The following is a 16038-nucleotide window of genomic DNA, read 5'->3' as shown; positions in this document are numbered from 1 at the left end:
TCTGAAAACCGTAGCGAGCAATCCCAATGTCGGGTTGAGCAGCGCAGCCGTACTTTAGTACGGTGAGCAACGCCAACCCGAGAGTGGGCTGCGCAGCAGGTTTGCAGCGTGTCCCTCCACTCAGGTCGCAATACCATATTTGTGCTGCGTGGCCGCATACTGCTGCTTGAGCGACTCCAGCTTCGGATGCTTGGGGTCGATCTTGCGGATCACCTGCATCTGGTGCTGTGCCTGTTCGGCCAGCGGGGCTTCCCAGCCCAGCATATTGAGCTGGCGCAAGATGGCGTCGACGGAGGCGAACAGCACCGGCAGGTTGCCCGGCGTCTTACGCAAGGCCTGGCGCAGCACGAAGACGGCGCCCTTGAGCTCTCCGCTTTCCGACTTGCTGGCCGCATCCTGCATCAGTTCCTGCACCTGGTTCGTGATCTGCTGGCCCATGCCTTGCGCCAGATCATGGCGGCCCGCCTTTTCAAACACGTCCACGGCCGCTTCCATCGTCACCTCGCTATCCGCTTCGTTGACGAGTTTCATCATGACGTCGGACGCCGCCTGTTCCAGATTGTTCTTCAGGCAGCTTTGCACGAGGCCCACCTTCAGCTGCGTCGACAGGCCCCGCGCAGTGTCCAGGGCGGCGGCGGCCAGCTGCAGTTCGCTGGCGGCGGCGATGTCGTTGCCCGACAATTCATGCAGCATGGCGGCCGAGATGGCGCGGCACGCTTCCACGTTGGCGCCGCCGCGCAGCGAGCGCTCCATGTCGCGCAGCACGCCGCTCGCCTGCGGCGCATCGCCTTTCTTTACCAGCGTCTTCACCAGGTTGACGTGGTCTTCCGGATCGCGGAATTCGGAGTACTTCGCTTTCGTCACGACCTGTTTATACGCCCGTTCGGCAGCGCCGATGTCGCCCGTGTCATACGCGATGCCGCCCAGGTGGCGCAGGCGGCGCACCATGTGCGGCGAGATGGCCACCGCGTCTTCGAGGATTTTCTTGGCCTGCAGCTGCTGGCCCATGGCTTCATGGTTCTTCGCCAGCAAGTCGTAGGCGGCCATGAAGCGGGGATAGATTTCCACCAGTTCCAGCAGCGCATCCTGCGCCTCTTCGTGGCGCTGCTGCTCGAACAGGGTGCGCGCCAGTCCCAGGTGGGCCCAGGCCATGGGGCGCGTGGCCAGCATGTCGGCGTACAGCTGCTCCGCTTCCTTCCATTCGCCCAGGGTGAGGTGCAGCTCGGCGCGCAGGCGGGTGAAATCGGCCGCCAGGCGCGGATGCTGCAGCTCGGCCGCGCGGCAGCTTTTCACGGCTTCGCGCAAGTCGCCCTTGTCGATCAGCTGATAGGTGGGCAGGAACATGGCGCGCCGCTCGATGGCGCGCGCGATGCGTCCGCTCAGCACGTCGACGGTGAACGGCTTTAATATGTAGTCGGACGGGGTCAGTTCGGCCGCGCTGATCACCTTGCTGTGGATGGCTTCGGAAGTCAGCATGATGAAGATCGTCCACAGGCCGATCAGCTTGTGGTGGCGCAAGTCTTCCAGCAATTGCTGGCCATCCTGGCCATCCGTGCCACTACCAAGATCGTATTCGCACAGGATGATGTCGAACGGTTTCTTCGTCAGCAAGCGGATGGCCGTGCCGGAATTGACGGCATATTCCACCTTGGTGATGGCCGCCTGGTTCAGCATATTGTGCAGATTGCCCCGCATGCTGGGGTTCGGGTCGACGATCAGGACAGATAAGTCGCTAGTTTCTGGCATTGTTCAGCTCTCGTTCATCTGTGTATGGCTCTGCGGCTCGATGGTACGACGGTCTAATAATATTACTATTTGTCAGCATACTGCAAAGCCAGTGCAAATCGCTAACAAAATGCAGGCGAGTGCGCGCGGCGCGACACGGCAGGCGCGCGCGCTTGCGGGCAGGGCAGGCGCGGGGTATCCTAAAAGCAACCTTTTGCGTTCGCTCATGTCTGACACCACGCCTGGAAAGCCGCCATGTACTTGACCGACACTCGCAGGCAAACCCTGCACCACCTGCTTTTCGGCGGAGGACGGACGCATGCCGAGAAGTATTTTCCCGAATTGCGCCGCATGGCCGTCGTCAGCGAGTCCTTTGGCCTGGCCAGTATCTTGTTCGTGTGGGCTTTTATTCCCCATGTGAATACGCTCGACAGGGGCGCGCTGCTGTATGCGCTGGCCGGCATCGTGCTGGCGATCGGCATCAATGTGGCCGCGCGCGCCATCTGGGTGCTGAAACTGGGGGGCGCCGTGGGCATGTGCGCCATTGCCTTTTGCTTTCGCCTGCTGGCGGAGGCGGCGGGGCAGGCGGAATTCTGGATGCAGCCCGTGGGCGTGTTCATGGTGCTGCTGGCGGCGCCCATCTTCAATGGCTGCGTCGTGTATCTCATCGTTGCCGCGGCAGTCTGGCTGATACTGGGCTACGGCCATTTCCCGATCGATCCCGCCATGGCGCATGCAGCCTGGGCGAACTTGCTGATCGTCTACAGCATGCTGTTCGGCCTGGTCCTCAGCATCAGCTTTAATCTGTTGCGCCTGCGCGACTTCCGCGCCAGGGAGGCGCTGACCCGCCTGGCCTACCAGGATGGCTTGACGGGCTTGAACAACCGTCGCCGCTTTACGGAACTGACGCAGCAATTGCAGCAGCGGCCGCAACCGATGTACTTCCTGATGATCGATATCGATAATTTCAAGAAAATCAACGATACCCTGGGCCATGACGCGGGTGACGTGGTGCTGGTTAAGACGGCGGGCATCATCGCCGATGCCTGCGGCGGCCACCTGTGCGGACGCCTGGGCGGCGAGGAGTTCGGCATCGTCTACGCGGGGGACCGGCGCGCCGTCTGCCAGTTCGCCGCCAGCCTCGTCGATGCCGTCTACCTGGCCTTCAATCCGGGGCAGGCCGTGTCGATCAGCGTGGGCATTGCCGAGCTGGCCTGCGACACGGAGCTGGCGCACAGCTACCGCCTGGCCGATGCCTCGCTGTACCAGGCCAAGCACCAGGGCAAGAACCGCTACGTCATTGCCTGACGGCATGCACATGAGTCTTGCGGAGGCGCCAGGGAGCGGGTATTCTGTTTGTATTAATATATCAGCCGCAGGCAGGCGCGATGTGGCGCAGACGCAGAGTTTCACCGTGACGTGACCGCTGGCGTTTTACCTTTACCAGAGAAAATCCAGCCTTCGTGATGCGCCTTCCTTCCATGAGTACCCTGCGGCGCATTGCCGTCCCCCTCGCTTTTGGCGGCAACAGCGAGCAGCAGCACACGTATTTCGCGGAATTGCACCGGGTCGGCATGGTGACGCAGCTGCTGGGCATCATCGCCTACAGCCTGACCTGGCTGCTGATGCCCGATCCCTATCATCCGAACTTCTCGCACGCCGTGCTGGCGCTGCTGGGCATGTTGACGAGCCTGATCGTGCGCTATCGCTGCACCACCTTGCCCGTGCTGACCATTACGGGCGCCTGCGCCGTGCTGACCCTGACCTTCGGCTTGCGCACCATGGCCGACGCCGTCCATCACGCCAGCTTCTGGGTCTTGCCCGTAGGCGTCTTCATGACCCTGGCCATCGCCTCCATCTTCAATGGCGGCCTCAGTTACCTGGCCGTCGTGGCCGGCGTGTGGTGGAACGTGGGCCACGGCCTGTATCCGGTGAACGCGGGCTTGCCCGACGAATCCTGGGCGCCGCTGATGATCGCCGTCAGCGTGCTGTTCGGGCTGGCGCTGAATGTCAGCTTCAGTTTATTGCGTTTGCGCAACTATCACTCCAAGGTGGAATTGACGCGGCTGGCCTTCCAGGACGGCTTGACGGGCCTCAATAACCGCCGCATGTTCACGCAGCGCGCCCAGCAGATGCATGGCGCGCCGCACGGCGGCATGCTGTACTTCCTGATGATCGATATCGACGATTTCAAGATCATCAACGACCAGCAGGGCCACGATGCGGGCGATGAGGTGCTGGTGCGCACGGCCGCCATCATCGCCGACAAGGCGCAAGGCCATCTGTGCGGGCGCCTGGGCGGCGAGGAGTTCGGCATCGTCTACGCGGGCGACCGCGACGCTGCGCGCGCCTTTGCCGGCGCCCTGGTCGAGGCCGTCAGTCAGGCTTTCCATGCGGCACAGTTTGTGTCGATCAGCGTGGGCGTGGCCGAGCTGGACCGGGCCAAGGAGCTGGGTCACAGCTACCGGCTGGCCGACGAGGCGCTGTACCTGGCCAAGCGGCAGGGCAAGAACCGCTACGTGATCGCCTGATCGTCGGCTGACGGTGTTGTTGTCGCGTCATAAATGGCCGCCGTGCGGGGCAAAAGGGTGGCAAAGGCCCAAGTTCCGGTCATAAGGCAGGGGTAAAACGGGTATAATGCGCGCAAAGGAAATTTGCCGTACGAAAGATATTGTCATACCTACCTTTAACCCGCAGCCACGCTGCATCAACCACCTTCCAATCATGTTGATACTGCCGGGTTCCAATGCCCTGTCCCATTTCCGTAGCCACCGTCTGTTAAGCCAACTGCAAGCCGTTTCGCCTGCGATTGTTGCCGTGCAAGCACGCTATGTCCATTTCATCGATGCCAGCGCGCCTCTCACCAACGACGACAGCACGCGCCTTGGCGCCTTGCTGACGTACGGCGAGCCGGCCCACGCTGACAATACGGAAGGCGCTGCCGAAGAATTCTTCGTCATCCCCCGTTTCGGCACGATTTCGCCGTGGGCTTCGAAAGCCACCGACATCGCGCACAACTGCGGCATGGCGCACATCAAGCGCGTCGAACGCGGCATCGCTTTCCGCATCAACCTGAAATCGGGCATCCTGGGCAGCGCCATCGGCGCTGGCAAACTGACGGACGAGCAGGTACAGGCCGTGGCCGACCTGCTGCACGACCGCATGACGGAATCCGTGCTGCGCAGCGCGGACGACGCCAAGGACCTGTTCCGCACCCTGGAAGCACGCCCATTGGAATCGATCGACTTGCTGGGGCAGGGCAAGCTTGCTTTGGAAACGGCGAACACGGAACTGGGCCTGGCGATGTCGGAAGACGAGATCGACTACCTGGACGCCGCCTTCACCAAGGCCGGCCGCAACCCGACGGACGTGGAACTGATGATGTTCGCGCAGGCGAACAGCGAGCATTGCCGCCACAAGATCTTCAACGCCGACTGGACCATCGACGGCGTGGCGCAGCCCAAGTCCCTGTTCGGCATGATCAAGAACACGCATGAACTGCAGCCGAAAGGCACCGTGGTCGCCTACAGCGACAACTCGTCCATCATGGAAGGCGCCACGGTGTCGCGCTTCTACCCGCGCGGCGACAAGCACGAATACGCGGCATCGACGGAATTGACGCACACCCTGATGAAGGTGGAAACGCATAACCACCCGACGGCCATCTCTCCATTCCCCGGCGCCTCCACGGGCGCGGGCGGCGAGATCCGCGACGAGGGCGCGACGGGCCGCGGCGCCAAGCCGAAAGCAGGTTTGACGGGTTTCACCGTATCGAACTTGTCGCTGCCGGACGCCGTGCGCAGCTGGGAAACGGCCGCTTCCGTGACGGCGCCATTGGCCGCGCGTATTGATGCAGATCATGCAGATCAATACGGCAAACCGGAACGCATCGCTTCGCCCCTGCAAATCATGATCGAAGGCCCATTGGGCGGCGCCGCGTTCTCGAACGAATTCGGCCGTCCGGTTCTGGGCGGCTACTTCCGCACGTATGAGCAGAACGTCGGCACGGACAAAGACGCCGTCTTCGGCTACCACAAGCCGATCATGATCGCTGGCGGCATCGGCAATATCTCGGCGCAGCACACGCACAAGAACGATATCCCCGTCGGCAGCCTGCTGGTGCAGCTGGGTGGCCCGGGCATGCGCATCGGCATGGGCGGCAGCGCCGCCTCGTCGATGACCACCGGCAGCAACACGGCCGACCTGGACTTCGACTCCGTCCAGCGCGGCAATCCGGAAATGGAACGCCGCGCCCAGGAAGTCATCAACGCCTGCTGGCAAATGGGCGCGGACAATCCGATCATCTCCATCCACGACGTGGGTGCGGGCGGTTTGTCGAACGCGTTCCCGGAAATCACCAACGACGCCAAGCGCGGCGCGATTTTCGACCTGCGCAAGGTGCCGCTGGAAGAATCGGGCATGGCGCCGAAGGAAATCTGGAGCAATGAGTCGCAGGAACGCTACGTTCTGGCCATCGCGCCGGAAAGCCTGCCGCTGTTCAAGGCCATGTGCGAACGCGAACGCTGCCTGTTCGCCGCCGTGGGCGTGGCCACCGAAGAGCGTCAATTGAAGCTGATCGACCCGGAACTCGGTAACGAGCCCGTCGACATGCCGATGGACGTCTTGCTGGGCAAGCCGCCAAAGATGCAGCGCGACGTGGTCCACGTGGCCAACGATTTCCCTGCCATCGACTTGACGGGCATGGACCTGGTTGATGTAGCGCAAAAAGTGCTGCTGCTGCCGACCGTGGCCGACAAATCCTTCCTGATCACCATCGGCGACCGCAGCGTGGGCGGCATGACCGTGCGCGACCAGATGGTGGGACCATGGCAAGTGCCGGTGGCCGATTGCGCCGTCACCACCATGAGCTTTGAAGGTTATCTGGGCGAAGCGATGGCCATGGGCGAACGTACGCCGCTGGCCGTCATCGACGCCGCCGCCTCGGGCCGCATGGCCGTGGGCGAAGCCGTCACCAACATCGCCGCCGCGGCGATTGCCGACATCTCCGACATCAAGTTGTCCGCCAACTGGATGGCCGCCTGCGGCCAGCCTGGCCAGGACGCGGCCCTGTACGACACGGTAAAAGCCGTCGGCATGGACCTGTGCCCGGCGCTGGGCATCAGCATCCCCGTCGGCAAGGATTCGCTGTCGATGCGCACGACGTGGAAAGACGAGGGCACGGGCGCGGCGAAATCCGTCACGTCGCCAGTGTCGCTGATCGTCTCCTCGTTCGCGCCAGTCACGGACGTGCGCAAGTCGCTCACGCCGCAGCTGAAGACGGACAAGGGCGACACGTCCTTGATCTTGATCGACCTGGGCCGCGGCAAGAACCGCCTGGGCGCCTCGGCGCTGGCGCAAGTCATGGGCCAGCTGGGCAATGAAACGCCGGACGTGGACAGCGCGGAAGACTTGAAAGGCTTCTTCGCCGCCATTCAAAAGCTCAATAGCGACGACAAGCTGCTGGCCTACCATGACCGTTCGGACGGCGGCCTGTACGCCACCCTGACGGAAATGGCCTTCGCCGGCCACACGGGCATGTCCGTCAACCTGGACATGCTGACCATGGAAGGCGAGCACTCGAGCGATTGGGGCGACGCCAAGAACTGGACGGGCCAGGTAGCGGAACGCCGCAACGAACTGACCCTGCGCGCCTTGTTCAGCGAAGAGCTGGGCGCCGTCATCCAGGTGCGCGCGGAAGAAAAGTCGCTCGTCATGGACGTGCTGCGCACGTTTAATTTGGGCGCCTGCAGCCATATCATCGGCAAATTGAACGACCGCGACGTGATCGAATTCACGCGCGACGCCAAGCTGATTTACACCCAGTCGCGCGCGGAACTGCACCGACTTTGGAGCGAAACGAGCTGGCGCATCGCCCGCCTGCGCGACAATCCAGCTTGCGCGGACGCCGAATACGACCGCCTGCTGGACGCGCAAGACCCGGGCATGTCGCCTATCGTCACCTTCGACCAGAACGACAACATCGCCGCGCCATTCATCGCCACCGGCGTGCGTCCGCGCGTCGCCATCCTGCGCGAGCAGGGCGTCAACTCGCACATCGAGACGGCGTACGTGATGCATCAGGCAGGGTTTACCGCTGTTGACGTGCACATGAGTGACCTGATTGCCGGCCGCGTCAAACTGGACGACTTCCAGGGCGTCATCGCCGTGGGCGGCTTCTCGTACGGCGACGTGCTGGGCGCGGGCGAAGGCTGGGCGAAAACGATTCTGTTCAACGCCAGCCTGGCGGAACAGTTCGCGCGCTTCTTCAACCGCAAGGACAGTTTTGGTCTGGGTATCTGCAACGGCTGCCAGATGATGAGCAACCTGAAATCCATCATCCCTGGCGCCCACGCCTGGCCTAAATTTACGCGCAACAAGTCGGAGAAATTCGAAGGCCGCTTTGCCATGGTCGAAGTGACGGATTCCCCATCGATCTTCTTCAACGGCATGGCCGGCACCCAGGCCGGCATCGCCATCGCCCACGGCGAAGGCTACGCCGACTTCTCGCAAACGGGCGACATCACCCAAGTCAGCAAAGCCATGCGCTTCGTCGACAACAAGGGCTTTGCTACCGAAGCGTACCCATACAACCCGAACGGCTCGCCGGAAGGCATTACCTCTGTGACCACGCCAGACGGCCGTTTCACGGTGCTGATGCCGCACGCGGAGCGCGTGTTCCGGTCAGTCCAGCAGTCGTACCACCCTGAAGCGTGGGGCGAGGATTCGCCGTGGATGCGCATGTTCAGGAATGCACGGAAGTTTGTGGGGTAATTAGTTCGCTTGCAGGGCAGTGCTGGAATTCAAGGCGCTGTTGCTGGGGGAGGAATGAGAAAGCCGCTGTCGGGAGACAGCGGCTTTTTTATTTTGCATAAGAAAAATAAATCATGGACTGAAATTAAGGGGCCTCATTTTTCTTCGGCTTTACTAATTTTAATGCGTGGATTATCGGATCTACAGGAATGGAAGTGGCCGAAACACTAAATCCCATCATCGAAATTGCTTTAATGGCTTGTTTTAAAGTCACTTTGGAAAAAAAAGGAAGTTCTAGAGGAATATTCTTTTTTGTTGCTATCGCATAAACTATTTCATATTCTTTGGTTTCTGGACGTCGCTTCGGGAATTGTAATTTCGCCGGAAGAGGCATTTTTTCACTCAACTTTTTCCTAAATTCTGGTTCCCCAATGAATGCTTGAGCTGCGACAGCCCCCTGTGAAAATAGATGACTAAGTGTTGCTGAGCTCCGATAATATTTTACGTGTATCCATTTTTTATTCTTATAGATTAGGTCGCAGAATTCAACCTTGTCAGATGGCCCGCCAATTTTAATTAAATTTTTATCCATTAAATGAAAATCTAAATTTTTTGCAACTTCTTTATTATAGTCGTCCTCATTATTGAATTTGTATTCTGGCATCGCCACATCAGATTTTTTTAAATTTTCGGAGAGAAATTTATCTAGGGTTGCAACATAGTCATTGGCAACTTTGTACCAAATTCCGTTTCGTAAAATATTATATCTGTCTGCGTATAAAATTTCTGCACATATACAACGATAAGCACTCCATGATTTTGAAGATTGATAGTCAGAATTGTTTATGTGAATGAGAGTAGATTTAATCTCGCGAACACAAAAAGAAAGTCCTTTATTTTTTATGTATTCGACTAGGTGTTCGAGCTGTAATACAGGGTGGCGATAGGTGTTTGCTCTCAAATCAAACGAATAGCCAATTTGGTTTTCCCAGTCAACTATTTCTGGCTCTCCTAGATAAATGTTCGATAGGTCACCTTTCTCTATGGCTTGATCTAATTCAATGTCCAATATCTCAATTTCATCTGGATCTTTTATTCTATTGATGTTGTCAATCCAGTCAAATTGTTGTGGCAGTTTCTTTCGATATCTATGAAGTGTTTCTTCGAGAATTTCAGAAATGCCATCTATGTTTGCCGTGACCGCTAAACTAAGTGCATCTCTTCCAGTTACATGAGATCCAAAAATTGGAACTTCTGAAACTCCTGTGACCGCATATACCAATTCCAGTTCCGAGTCTGTGCGCAGTTGAAAAATATCGACTTCTCTACTGCTTTGTATTCTGGAATTTAATGGATTGTTTTCGTAACTCGCTTTATCTAAACTTCTAAGTTTGTCTGGGTCGACAGAATTTAGTGTTACTCTTAATCCAAAATCTCTTTCAATTGAATCTTGTTTTAATAAGTGATGGCCAGTTCCGAATGTTAAAACAAAAATCTTTCCGAATTTTCGCATTATAAATGCTGCGCCAACTGATCTTGTACTCCCGAAAATTCCTTCTTCAATCTTTTGATGACTTGTGAAAAGATTTGTCCATGATGGAGGTGGGTGTGCACTTTCTTTCTTTACATATAAAACTGCACTGCCATTTTGTATATTGATTTTTACCGGGTCTTTTGAGTCTTCTAGTTTTAATATCTCAGAATCGTCTGCTAAGTCATTTTTTAATAAGTATATTGATAGCTTTTCTTTTCTTTCTATTTTTTTGGTTAGCGCTAATAATTGATCAGTAGGAACGTCGATTTTTGAACTTTTTACGAGGTAGGTAGTCATTAGATTTATCCTTTTTTTTCATTTTTCCTCGAAAATAGATGTCATAAATTAAAGTCTTATAGCACCTTTGCCACCCCCACAATCACCACCGCCGACGGCACCAGCAAAAACTGCGCAATCAGCGTTCCCGCCAATCGGCTCCCCACCAGCCACACCACCGCCCGCCGGAATTGCGATTCTTCGATCTTGCCCTCGATGACGTCATCCGTCATGCCCGACATGTGCGGGTCGATGAAGACGGCCATCATGATAGTGGCGCCGCCGTTGATGATCGATGAAAGCGTGCTGGAGGTGACGCGCACGCTGGGGTCGAGCACGCCCGCGTACAGGGCCGCGAAGACGCCTACCGTCCACAGGGCCGTGGCGATGACGTTCATGGCGGTCATGGAGACGGAAACGCCCGATTGTTGGCGCAGGCCCGTGACGTTGGCGGGCTTGGGCAGGCTGGCGGAGGTTTTGAGGTAGGACAGGCCGCCCTTGAAGACGGCGTGCAGCAGCAGTTTCGGCACGGACCTGTGTACCTGGAAATGCTCGACGGCGCGGCAGAAGGCGCGCTGAAAGGTGGGGATCAGGATCGCGCCGAGTATCGTTGCCAGGCTGGCGGAGAACAGCAGCCAGCGGAAGTCGAGCAATAGCGTGCTGGCGGCCACATGCTGGTCGATTCCCGTTTCCACGCGCTTGGCGAGAAATGGTCCCAGGAAGGAATTCGAGGTGCGCGACAGCAGCATCAAAATGCTGAACAGGGCCAGGGACACGGCGATGCGGCGCGTGCGAATGCCGGCGATGCGCACAGAATAGGCGAGGGTACCGATAATGTGGATGATGAACGTCAGTGCGCAAATCAACAGCAAATGCTTGTCCATCACAACCTTGCAATATGGAAAATGTTATTCCAATGCTGCCATGAAGTTACTTATTTTTCAACTGCAAATAAGATAATTATCACGTGATCTAGCTTTTGTGGTGTTTTTTGTGCGTTAGTGTGGCGTTGGCTGAATTTCACCCCAAGGCACAAACTGGGGTCAGACCCCGGCTCTTTGCCTGTGGGTTGGGCCATGCGGTCAGCGGAGGCAAGGCATGCTTCCAGCGCTTGCATTCCACCCCCGCGCCCCCAGCTAGGTGACAGTGGTAGCCTGTAGCGCTGCCGCACCAACACCCACCAGGAGAACCGCCATGAGTTTCGATTCCTTTCTGTCCAAACTGAAGAGCAAAGCCAGCGAACTGAAAACCGAAGCACTGAAGTTCAAGAACAAGGATTTCCTGAACGCCGCCATGGCGGGGTCGGCCCTGATCGCCATGGCCGACGGCAGCGTCAGTGCGGAAGAGAAGCAGAAGATGGTGAAGTTTATTGAAAGCAATGACGCGCTGTCGGTGTTTACCACCACGGACGTGATCAAGGCTTTCCAGGAATATGTCGGCCAGCTGGAGTTCGACAAGGATATCGGCGAAGCCAAGGCCTACCAGGCGCTGGGCAAGATGAAGTCGAATGTGGAGGCGTCGCGCCTGCTGGTGCGCATGATCATCGCCGTCGCTTCGTCGGACGGCAATTTCGATGCCAATGAGCAACGCGTGGCCAGCAAGATCGCGCGCGAGCTGGGCTTGAATCCCGGTGAGTTCGAGCTGCAATAACCGCCAGGCCAGCCGGCCAGCCGGCCCCGGCTGGCTAGCTTAATCCTTGTCCCACCACGGCGGCGCGTCCTCCGACCTCGGGCATGCCGTCTTCAATGCACTTATCTTGTAGCGGATCTCGATCACCTGCCCATGGTGAAACGGACCGCGTATCCAGTCGCCGGAATGAAATAGGTAGGACTTGCCATTGATGCAGCGTTCGGTCGGCAGGTCGCCGATGGGGCCGGTCGAACGCAGGGTGACGCGCACTTCGCCAGTTGCATCGAGCGGCGCGTCGGCGCTTGCATACAGTATATCTATGCCGACATCGCAGACACTGGTGCTGCCTATCTTGCTGCAGTACTTGATATACGTTTGCTGGCGCGCCGTGACCATGTGAGTTTCATGCCGCATCGGCTTGCCGTCGTCAAAGGTAAAGCGCAGGACGACTTGCGTGGGTTCGCTGGCAGGATGGCGCGTGGTGGTGGTGCAGGCGGCGCTGACGAGGGCCAGCAAGGGCCAGGCCAGCAGGCGCAGGATGCCGCGCAGCAGCTTCGAGATCGGGTTGTTGCCGGATGGATGCTGCATGTGGCGTTGCCATTTGTCTCATGAACGGGGCGCCGATCATAGCATGCGAAGGCAGCGGTTCCGCTAGCACGCGCCGCGATTCAATTCCTGCAGCACTTTCTTGCATAACACCCCATAGCCCACGCCCGTGCCCCGTTTGTGTGCGGTCAGGTCGTAGCCGGCGCTGATGTCGTCCCACGCCACGCTGCCGGGCAGGGGGCGCAAGTCGTCGTCGAGGTCCATCTCGAAATGAATGAAGTGGCCATCGGCGCTCAGCAGCTTGCCGTACACGGCGGGCATGCCGGGGCAAGCCAGTTGCAGGTCGAGCATGAGGGCCGTGCCCAGCGCCACGCCATGGCTGGCGGCGCATTGGCGCAAGGCGTCGGGCAGGGGACGGGCGCGCCACCAGGCCGCCGTCTGCTTGATGGCGGCCTGGGTCAGCGCGTTTTGCTGTTGCACAGAATACTGTTTGCTCATGGCTGTCACCCATGCGGCATGCGGCTTGCCGCCCTAACGCGATGCCAGGCTCATGCTTTGTACACGGGCGGGCACAATCTCGCCGCTGGCCAGTTTTTCGGCCGGTACCCGCATCAGCACTTCACCGCCCACGCTGCCGTCGTCGCGCAAGTCGATGCGCATGGCCAGCTGCTGGTCGAGCGCCACGAAGCTGTCGCTGCCGGTGGCGATGATGCGGTGTTCTTCCTGATCATCGATGCGCGCATACATCATGGCGCCGATAGTTCCCGCGTTGCGCAGGTAGAGCACTTGCCCGTTCGACAGCTCATAGCCGCCGCGGAATGGGGCAAACCTTTCCGCACTCATGAAATGTTTGTGTGCCGGCAATTCGATCGTGTGCAGGCGTCCGCCGGGAACGACGACCGTCTGGCTGTCGGGAAGCGTTTGCGCATTTGCCAGCAGGGCGCAGACGCCCAGGGTGCCGGCCAAGATCCATGTTTTCATTTCTTTACCCATCCTTGAACTGTGGTGCCGTCCCGCTGCCGGCGCGGCGATGTTGATGTGGGTGACAGGGAAACCGCACCGGCTGGTCCGCAAGCGCTGCTGTCACACTGGCAAGGCGCGGGCTGCCGGTCTTGCCAGTGTAGGCAGGCAACATGCGCCGCGCATCATCCGATCGGATGACACGGCCTCATGCATCGAGTACGGCCAGGTGCGCCGTGGCGCCGTGGATCAGGGCGATCAGCTCGCCCTGGCGCCGCGTATCCGTCTTTAAATAGGTGTGGTGCAGGTGCGTCTTGACGGTGTTGACGCTGATGCCGCCCTGCGCGGCGATTTCTTCGATGGTGGCCCCCTGCGCCAGCGCCTTGCCCACTTGCGCCTCGGCTTGCGTCAAGTCAAACAGTTGGCGCAAGGCAGGGACGGACGTGCACGTTTTCGTGGGGTCGCGGGCGATCAGCAGGGCGCAGGTGGGCTGGCAATCGGCAAGCGGGGTGACGGTCAGGGCCAGCGGCGCTTGCTGCTTGCGCGGCAGGCGCAGCGACTGGCATTGCGCTGCGCCACCGGCGCTGGCGATCACCAGGCGCACGGCGCGCACCAGGGCGGGCGGGGCCGCGTGTTCCAGTTGCGCCGCATGCAGGGCGTGTCCGGCGGGGGTGGCGAAGCGCAAGGCGAGGTTGCCATCGAGCACCAGCACGGCCGCGCCCATGGCGTCGAGCGCCGCCAGCGCGCAATGGCTGGCCAGTTGCGCCTCGCGCAGGCGTTGCTGCAGGCACAGCGCGCGTTGCAGATGCGGCAGGAGTTCCTGCCATTGCTGGCCGTTCAGTCCAGCGTTGTCGAGCTGCGGCCAGTCGCCCGTGCCGCAGGCCGAGTCGTACATGGCGCCGATCAGTTTGCCCACATCCGCGGTGACTGTCCCTGTGTGCATGCTTGCCCCCAATCCTGATTACATCAGTGTGCCGCAGGCGTGCAGGTGCGGAACTGGGTAAGGGCGGTGTTGCGCAGCGATCCGCCCCACCTTTGTGAGGAGGGGCGGGTCGCTGCCATCTGTCCTGGGCAACTATCAAGATAGTACATACGCGGCGCCACCGCAATGCGGCGCCGCCGATGCAATCGTGCTCCTGGATAAAAAATTCCCCGATACAATAAAAAATTGTCAAAAATATAAATTTCAGGCGTGGGGCGGGAGTCGCATGTCATTCACTTAGCGAAAGTTCTTATGCAACCAAGCAAGCATCACCCGACGACGTTCCTGGCGCTGGCCCTGTGCGCGGCGCTGGCGTTTATCGGTGGCAACCCCATGGCGCAGGCTGCCGACAAGGCGCCTCCGCCCGCCTCCAGCGGTGCGCGGCAGGTCAAGGTCAAGCCTGCCGATACCGCCAACCGGGTCAGCCATCTGCGGCGCGTGATCACGGATGAAACGAATGACACGCCGCCGCGCGTGCTCAATGCTTTTGTTGCCAAGTACCAGCAGCGCGCGCTCGATGCGGGAATCGATGACCTCGACCGGCAGACGCAAATAGGCAACCGTCGAGGCGCGACAACAATGCAGAATTGACAGCGTCATTCATACGCGATTGCCGAGGCTATCCCATGCTCAAGAATCTTTTTTCGATGAAAGCGGTGCTGATCGGATTCCTGTGGCTGTTCACGGCTTTGCCGCACGCCGCGCAGGGCAAGGAAAGCCGGGAGCTGACGGTGAATTTGAGCGGCTACAACCATACCGATCACGGGGTGGGAAGCTATGAGGTGACCTTGCAGAACGGCGCCACTGCGGGGGCGGGCTATCTGGACGCGGGCCAGGGCGGCGGCGGATTGACCTGCTGCCTGTCCATTCCCCGCGTGTGGCAAGCGGGAATGACGGCAAATATCGTCATGCATACCATCAAGAATGGCAAGGATATCCGGGTGGAACAAACCGTGCCGGTGCCGAAGTATGCGGCTGGCGATGCGGGCCGGTTCGTCGTGCATTTTCTTCACGATGGCAGCTACAAGGTCTTCGTGACCAAATACTCGCTGGGTCATCGAAAATATCCGCTTTCCGGCAAGGAGGCGGAACTGGAGCCGGGCGTGCCCTTGGAAATCATCTGGGAATAGTGCTGCTAACTTGCGGCTGTACGTCGCGCACCGTCGGCTGTCAGGCTTTGCAGCAGCATGTGCGATTTCGCGTCCGTGACGCGGGCATCCTCTATCCTCGCGAGCAACTCGCCTGGATCAAATTTTTTGATTAATTTGCAATAATCTTCTGTTTCGCGCGGACAGAATGCGAGACTGAGCAACTCGCAGGTTTTCGCGATCAAGCCACGCCGTTGCATCTCGGACAGCAGCTCCGCACGTCGCCTTAACGCCCTGGCGAAACCGCTCTTGATGATCTTGCCGAAAGGCATGCCAGGATCCTTTGTCAATATCAGGACGGCGATGCGCACGGCAGAGGCGTTGCCGTTGCGGATGTCCAGCGTCACCCGCCTGCACGCATGCGACAGCCGCAGCCCCGGATGCGCGATTGGCGGCCCAGCATCGTACGGGTCCAGTTTTTCTCCCAGGAATTCTTCCAGCGCTTCCAGACTGGCGATCGGTATCATCATCAAGTTTGCTTATATGGC

At 59.0% G+C, this 16038-nt stretch carries 14 protein-coding genes; 6 read left to right on the top strand and 8 right to left on the bottom strand.

Annotation, left to right across the window (positions count from 1 at the left end; genetic code table 11):
• Positions 1-120: 120 nt before the first annotated feature.
• Positions 121-1746 carry a response regulator gene (locus tag NCG91_RS05375; protein WP_099664131.1) on the bottom strand — a complete coding sequence of 542 codons (1626 nt, stop codon included), beginning with the start codon at positions 1744-1746 and terminating at the stop codon, positions 121-123.
• A gap of 234 nt (positions 1747-1980) precedes the next feature.
• Between NCG91_RS05375 and NCG91_RS05370 the strand changes: the two genes are divergently transcribed.
• The 3 genes from NCG91_RS05370 (at position 1981) to purL (ending at position 8496) form a co-directional block, all read left to right on the top strand.
• Positions 1981-3033: a GGDEF domain-containing protein gene (locus NCG91_RS05370; RefSeq protein ID WP_251348900.1), complete on the top strand. Its 1053-nt coding sequence runs from the start codon at positions 1981-1983 to the stop codon at positions 3031-3033.
• Positions 3034-3191: 158 nt separating this feature from the next.
• Positions 3192-4256 carry a GGDEF domain-containing protein gene (locus NCG91_RS05365; protein ID WP_251348899.1) on the top strand — a complete coding sequence of 355 codons (1065 nt, stop codon included), beginning with the start codon at positions 3192-3194 and terminating at the stop codon, positions 4254-4256.
• 193 nt (positions 4257-4449) lie between these two features.
• The gene (gene purL / locus NCG91_RS05360; protein WP_251348898.1) at positions 4450-8496 is read left to right on the top strand and encodes a phosphoribosylformylglycinamidine synthase; all 4047 of its coding nucleotides are present in this window, start codon (positions 4450-4452) and stop codon (positions 8494-8496) included.
• A 124-nt stretch (positions 8497-8620) separates the two neighbouring features.
• Here the strand turns inward: purL and NCG91_RS05355 are convergent, their stop codons facing one another.
• Both NCG91_RS05355 and NCG91_RS05350 read right to left on the bottom strand, forming a co-directional pair.
• Entirely contained in the window at positions 8621-10306 is a 1686-nt protein-coding gene (locus NCG91_RS05355; RefSeq protein WP_251348897.1) for a TIGR04141 family sporadically distributed protein, read from the bottom strand.
• Positions 10307-10362: 56 nt separating this feature from the next.
• Complete coding sequence (locus tag NCG91_RS05350) at positions 10363-11169, bottom strand: lipid II flippase Amj family protein (protein ID WP_251348896.1); 807 nt, start codon at positions 11167-11169, stop codon at positions 10363-10365.
• A 310-nt stretch (positions 11170-11479) separates the two neighbouring features.
• On the opposite strand from NCG91_RS05350, the gene NCG91_RS05345 reads away from it, so the two are divergent.
• A complete protein-coding gene (locus tag NCG91_RS05345) occupies positions 11480-11935 on the top strand; it encodes a tellurite resistance TerB family protein (RefSeq protein WP_251348895.1) in 456 nt (151 codons plus the stop codon).
• Between the two features lie 39 nt (positions 11936-11974).
• Here NCG91_RS05345 and NCG91_RS05340 read toward each other — a convergent pair whose 3' ends face one another.
• The 4 genes from NCG91_RS05340 to NCG91_RS05325 all read right to left on the bottom strand — a co-directional run bounded on the left by NCG91_RS05340 (position 11975) and on the right by NCG91_RS05325 (position 14363).
• Complete coding sequence (locus NCG91_RS05340) at positions 11975-12502, bottom strand: hypothetical protein (protein WP_251348894.1); 528 nt, start codon at positions 12500-12502, stop codon at positions 11975-11977.
• Positions 12503-12565: 63 nt separating this feature from the next.
• A complete protein-coding gene (locus NCG91_RS05335; protein WP_251348893.1) occupies positions 12566-12958 on the bottom strand; it encodes a hypothetical protein in 393 nt (130 codons plus the stop codon).
• 33 nt (positions 12959-12991) lie between these two features.
• On the bottom strand, positions 12992-13441 hold the full coding sequence (locus NCG91_RS05330; protein WP_251348892.1) for a hypothetical protein: 450 nt from the start codon (positions 13439-13441) through the stop codon (positions 12992-12994).
• Positions 13442-13628: 187 nt separating this feature from the next.
• The gene (locus NCG91_RS05325) at positions 13629-14363 is read right to left on the bottom strand and encodes a helix-turn-helix transcriptional regulator (RefSeq protein WP_171985020.1); all 735 of its coding nucleotides are present in this window, start codon (positions 14361-14363) and stop codon (positions 13629-13631) included.
• Between the two features lie 291 nt (positions 14364-14654).
• Between NCG91_RS05325 and NCG91_RS05320 the strand changes: the two genes are divergently transcribed.
• Positions 14655-14993 carry a hypothetical protein gene (locus tag NCG91_RS05320; RefSeq protein ID WP_251348891.1) on the top strand — a complete coding sequence of 113 codons (339 nt, stop codon included), beginning with the start codon at positions 14655-14657 and terminating at the stop codon, positions 14991-14993.
• A 56-nt stretch (positions 14994-15049) separates the two neighbouring features.
• Positions 15050-15532, top strand: coding sequence for a DUF3304 domain-containing protein (locus NCG91_RS05315; protein ID WP_251348890.1), 483 nt, complete (start codon positions 15050-15052; stop codon positions 15530-15532).
• A gap of 5 nt (positions 15533-15537) precedes the next feature.
• Here the strand turns inward: NCG91_RS05315 and NCG91_RS05310 are convergent, their stop codons facing one another.
• Positions 15538-16020, bottom strand: coding sequence for a hypothetical protein (locus NCG91_RS05310; protein WP_251348889.1), 483 nt, complete (start codon positions 16018-16020; stop codon positions 15538-15540).
• Between the last annotated feature and the right edge of the window lie 18 nt (positions 16021-16038).

This window comes from Janthinobacterium kumbetense (genome assembly GCF_023703445.1).
GTDB classification, from domain to species: domain Bacteria; phylum Pseudomonadota; class Gammaproteobacteria; order Burkholderiales; family Burkholderiaceae_D; genus Janthinobacterium; species Janthinobacterium kumbetense.
The sequence above is the reverse complement of the archived record's forward strand: the minus strand, read 5'-3'. Positions and strand labels throughout refer to the sequence as shown.

Coding starts and splice junctions, on each gene's coding strand:
- NCG91_RS05375 (WP_099664131.1), bottom strand. CDS start 1,746: ATGCCAGAAACTAGCGACTTATCTGTCCTGATCGTCGACCCGAACCCC.
- NCG91_RS05370 (WP_251348900.1), top strand. CDS start 1,981: ATGTACTTGACCGACACTCGCAGGCAAACCCTGCACCACCTGCTTTTC.
- NCG91_RS05365 (WP_251348899.1), top strand. CDS start 3,192: ATGCGCCTTCCTTCCATGAGTACCCTGCGGCGCATTGCCGTCCCCCTC.
- purL (WP_251348898.1), top strand. CDS start 4,450: ATGTTGATACTGCCGGGTTCCAATGCCCTGTCCCATTTCCGTAGCCAC.
- NCG91_RS05355 (WP_251348897.1), bottom strand. CDS start 10,306: ATGACTACCTACCTCGTAAAAAGTTCAAAAATCGACGTTCCTACTGAT.
- NCG91_RS05350 (WP_251348896.1), bottom strand. CDS start 11,169: ATGGACAAGCATTTGCTGTTGATTTGCGCACTGACGTTCATCATCCAC.
- NCG91_RS05345 (WP_251348895.1), top strand. CDS start 11,480: ATGAGTTTCGATTCCTTTCTGTCCAAACTGAAGAGCAAAGCCAGCGAA.
- NCG91_RS05340 (WP_251348894.1), bottom strand. CDS start 12,502: ATGCAGCATCCATCCGGCAACAACCCGATCTCGAAGCTGCTGCGCGGC.
- NCG91_RS05335 (WP_251348893.1), bottom strand. CDS start 12,958: ATGAGCAAACAGTATTCTGTGCAACAGCAAAACGCGCTGACCCAGGCC.
- NCG91_RS05330 (WP_251348892.1), bottom strand. CDS start 13,441: ATGAAAACATGGATCTTGGCCGGCACCCTGGGCGTCTGCGCCCTGCTG.
- NCG91_RS05325 (WP_171985020.1), bottom strand. CDS start 14,363: ATGCACACAGGGACAGTCACCGCGGATGTGGGCAAACTGATCGGCGCC.
- NCG91_RS05320 (WP_251348891.1), top strand. CDS start 14,655: ATGCAACCAAGCAAGCATCACCCGACGACGTTCCTGGCGCTGGCCCTG.
- NCG91_RS05315 (WP_251348890.1), top strand. CDS start 15,050: ATGAAAGCGGTGCTGATCGGATTCCTGTGGCTGTTCACGGCTTTGCCG.
- NCG91_RS05310 (WP_251348889.1), bottom strand. CDS start 16,020: ATGATGATACCGATCGCCAGTCTGGAAGCGCTGGAAGAATTCCTGGGA.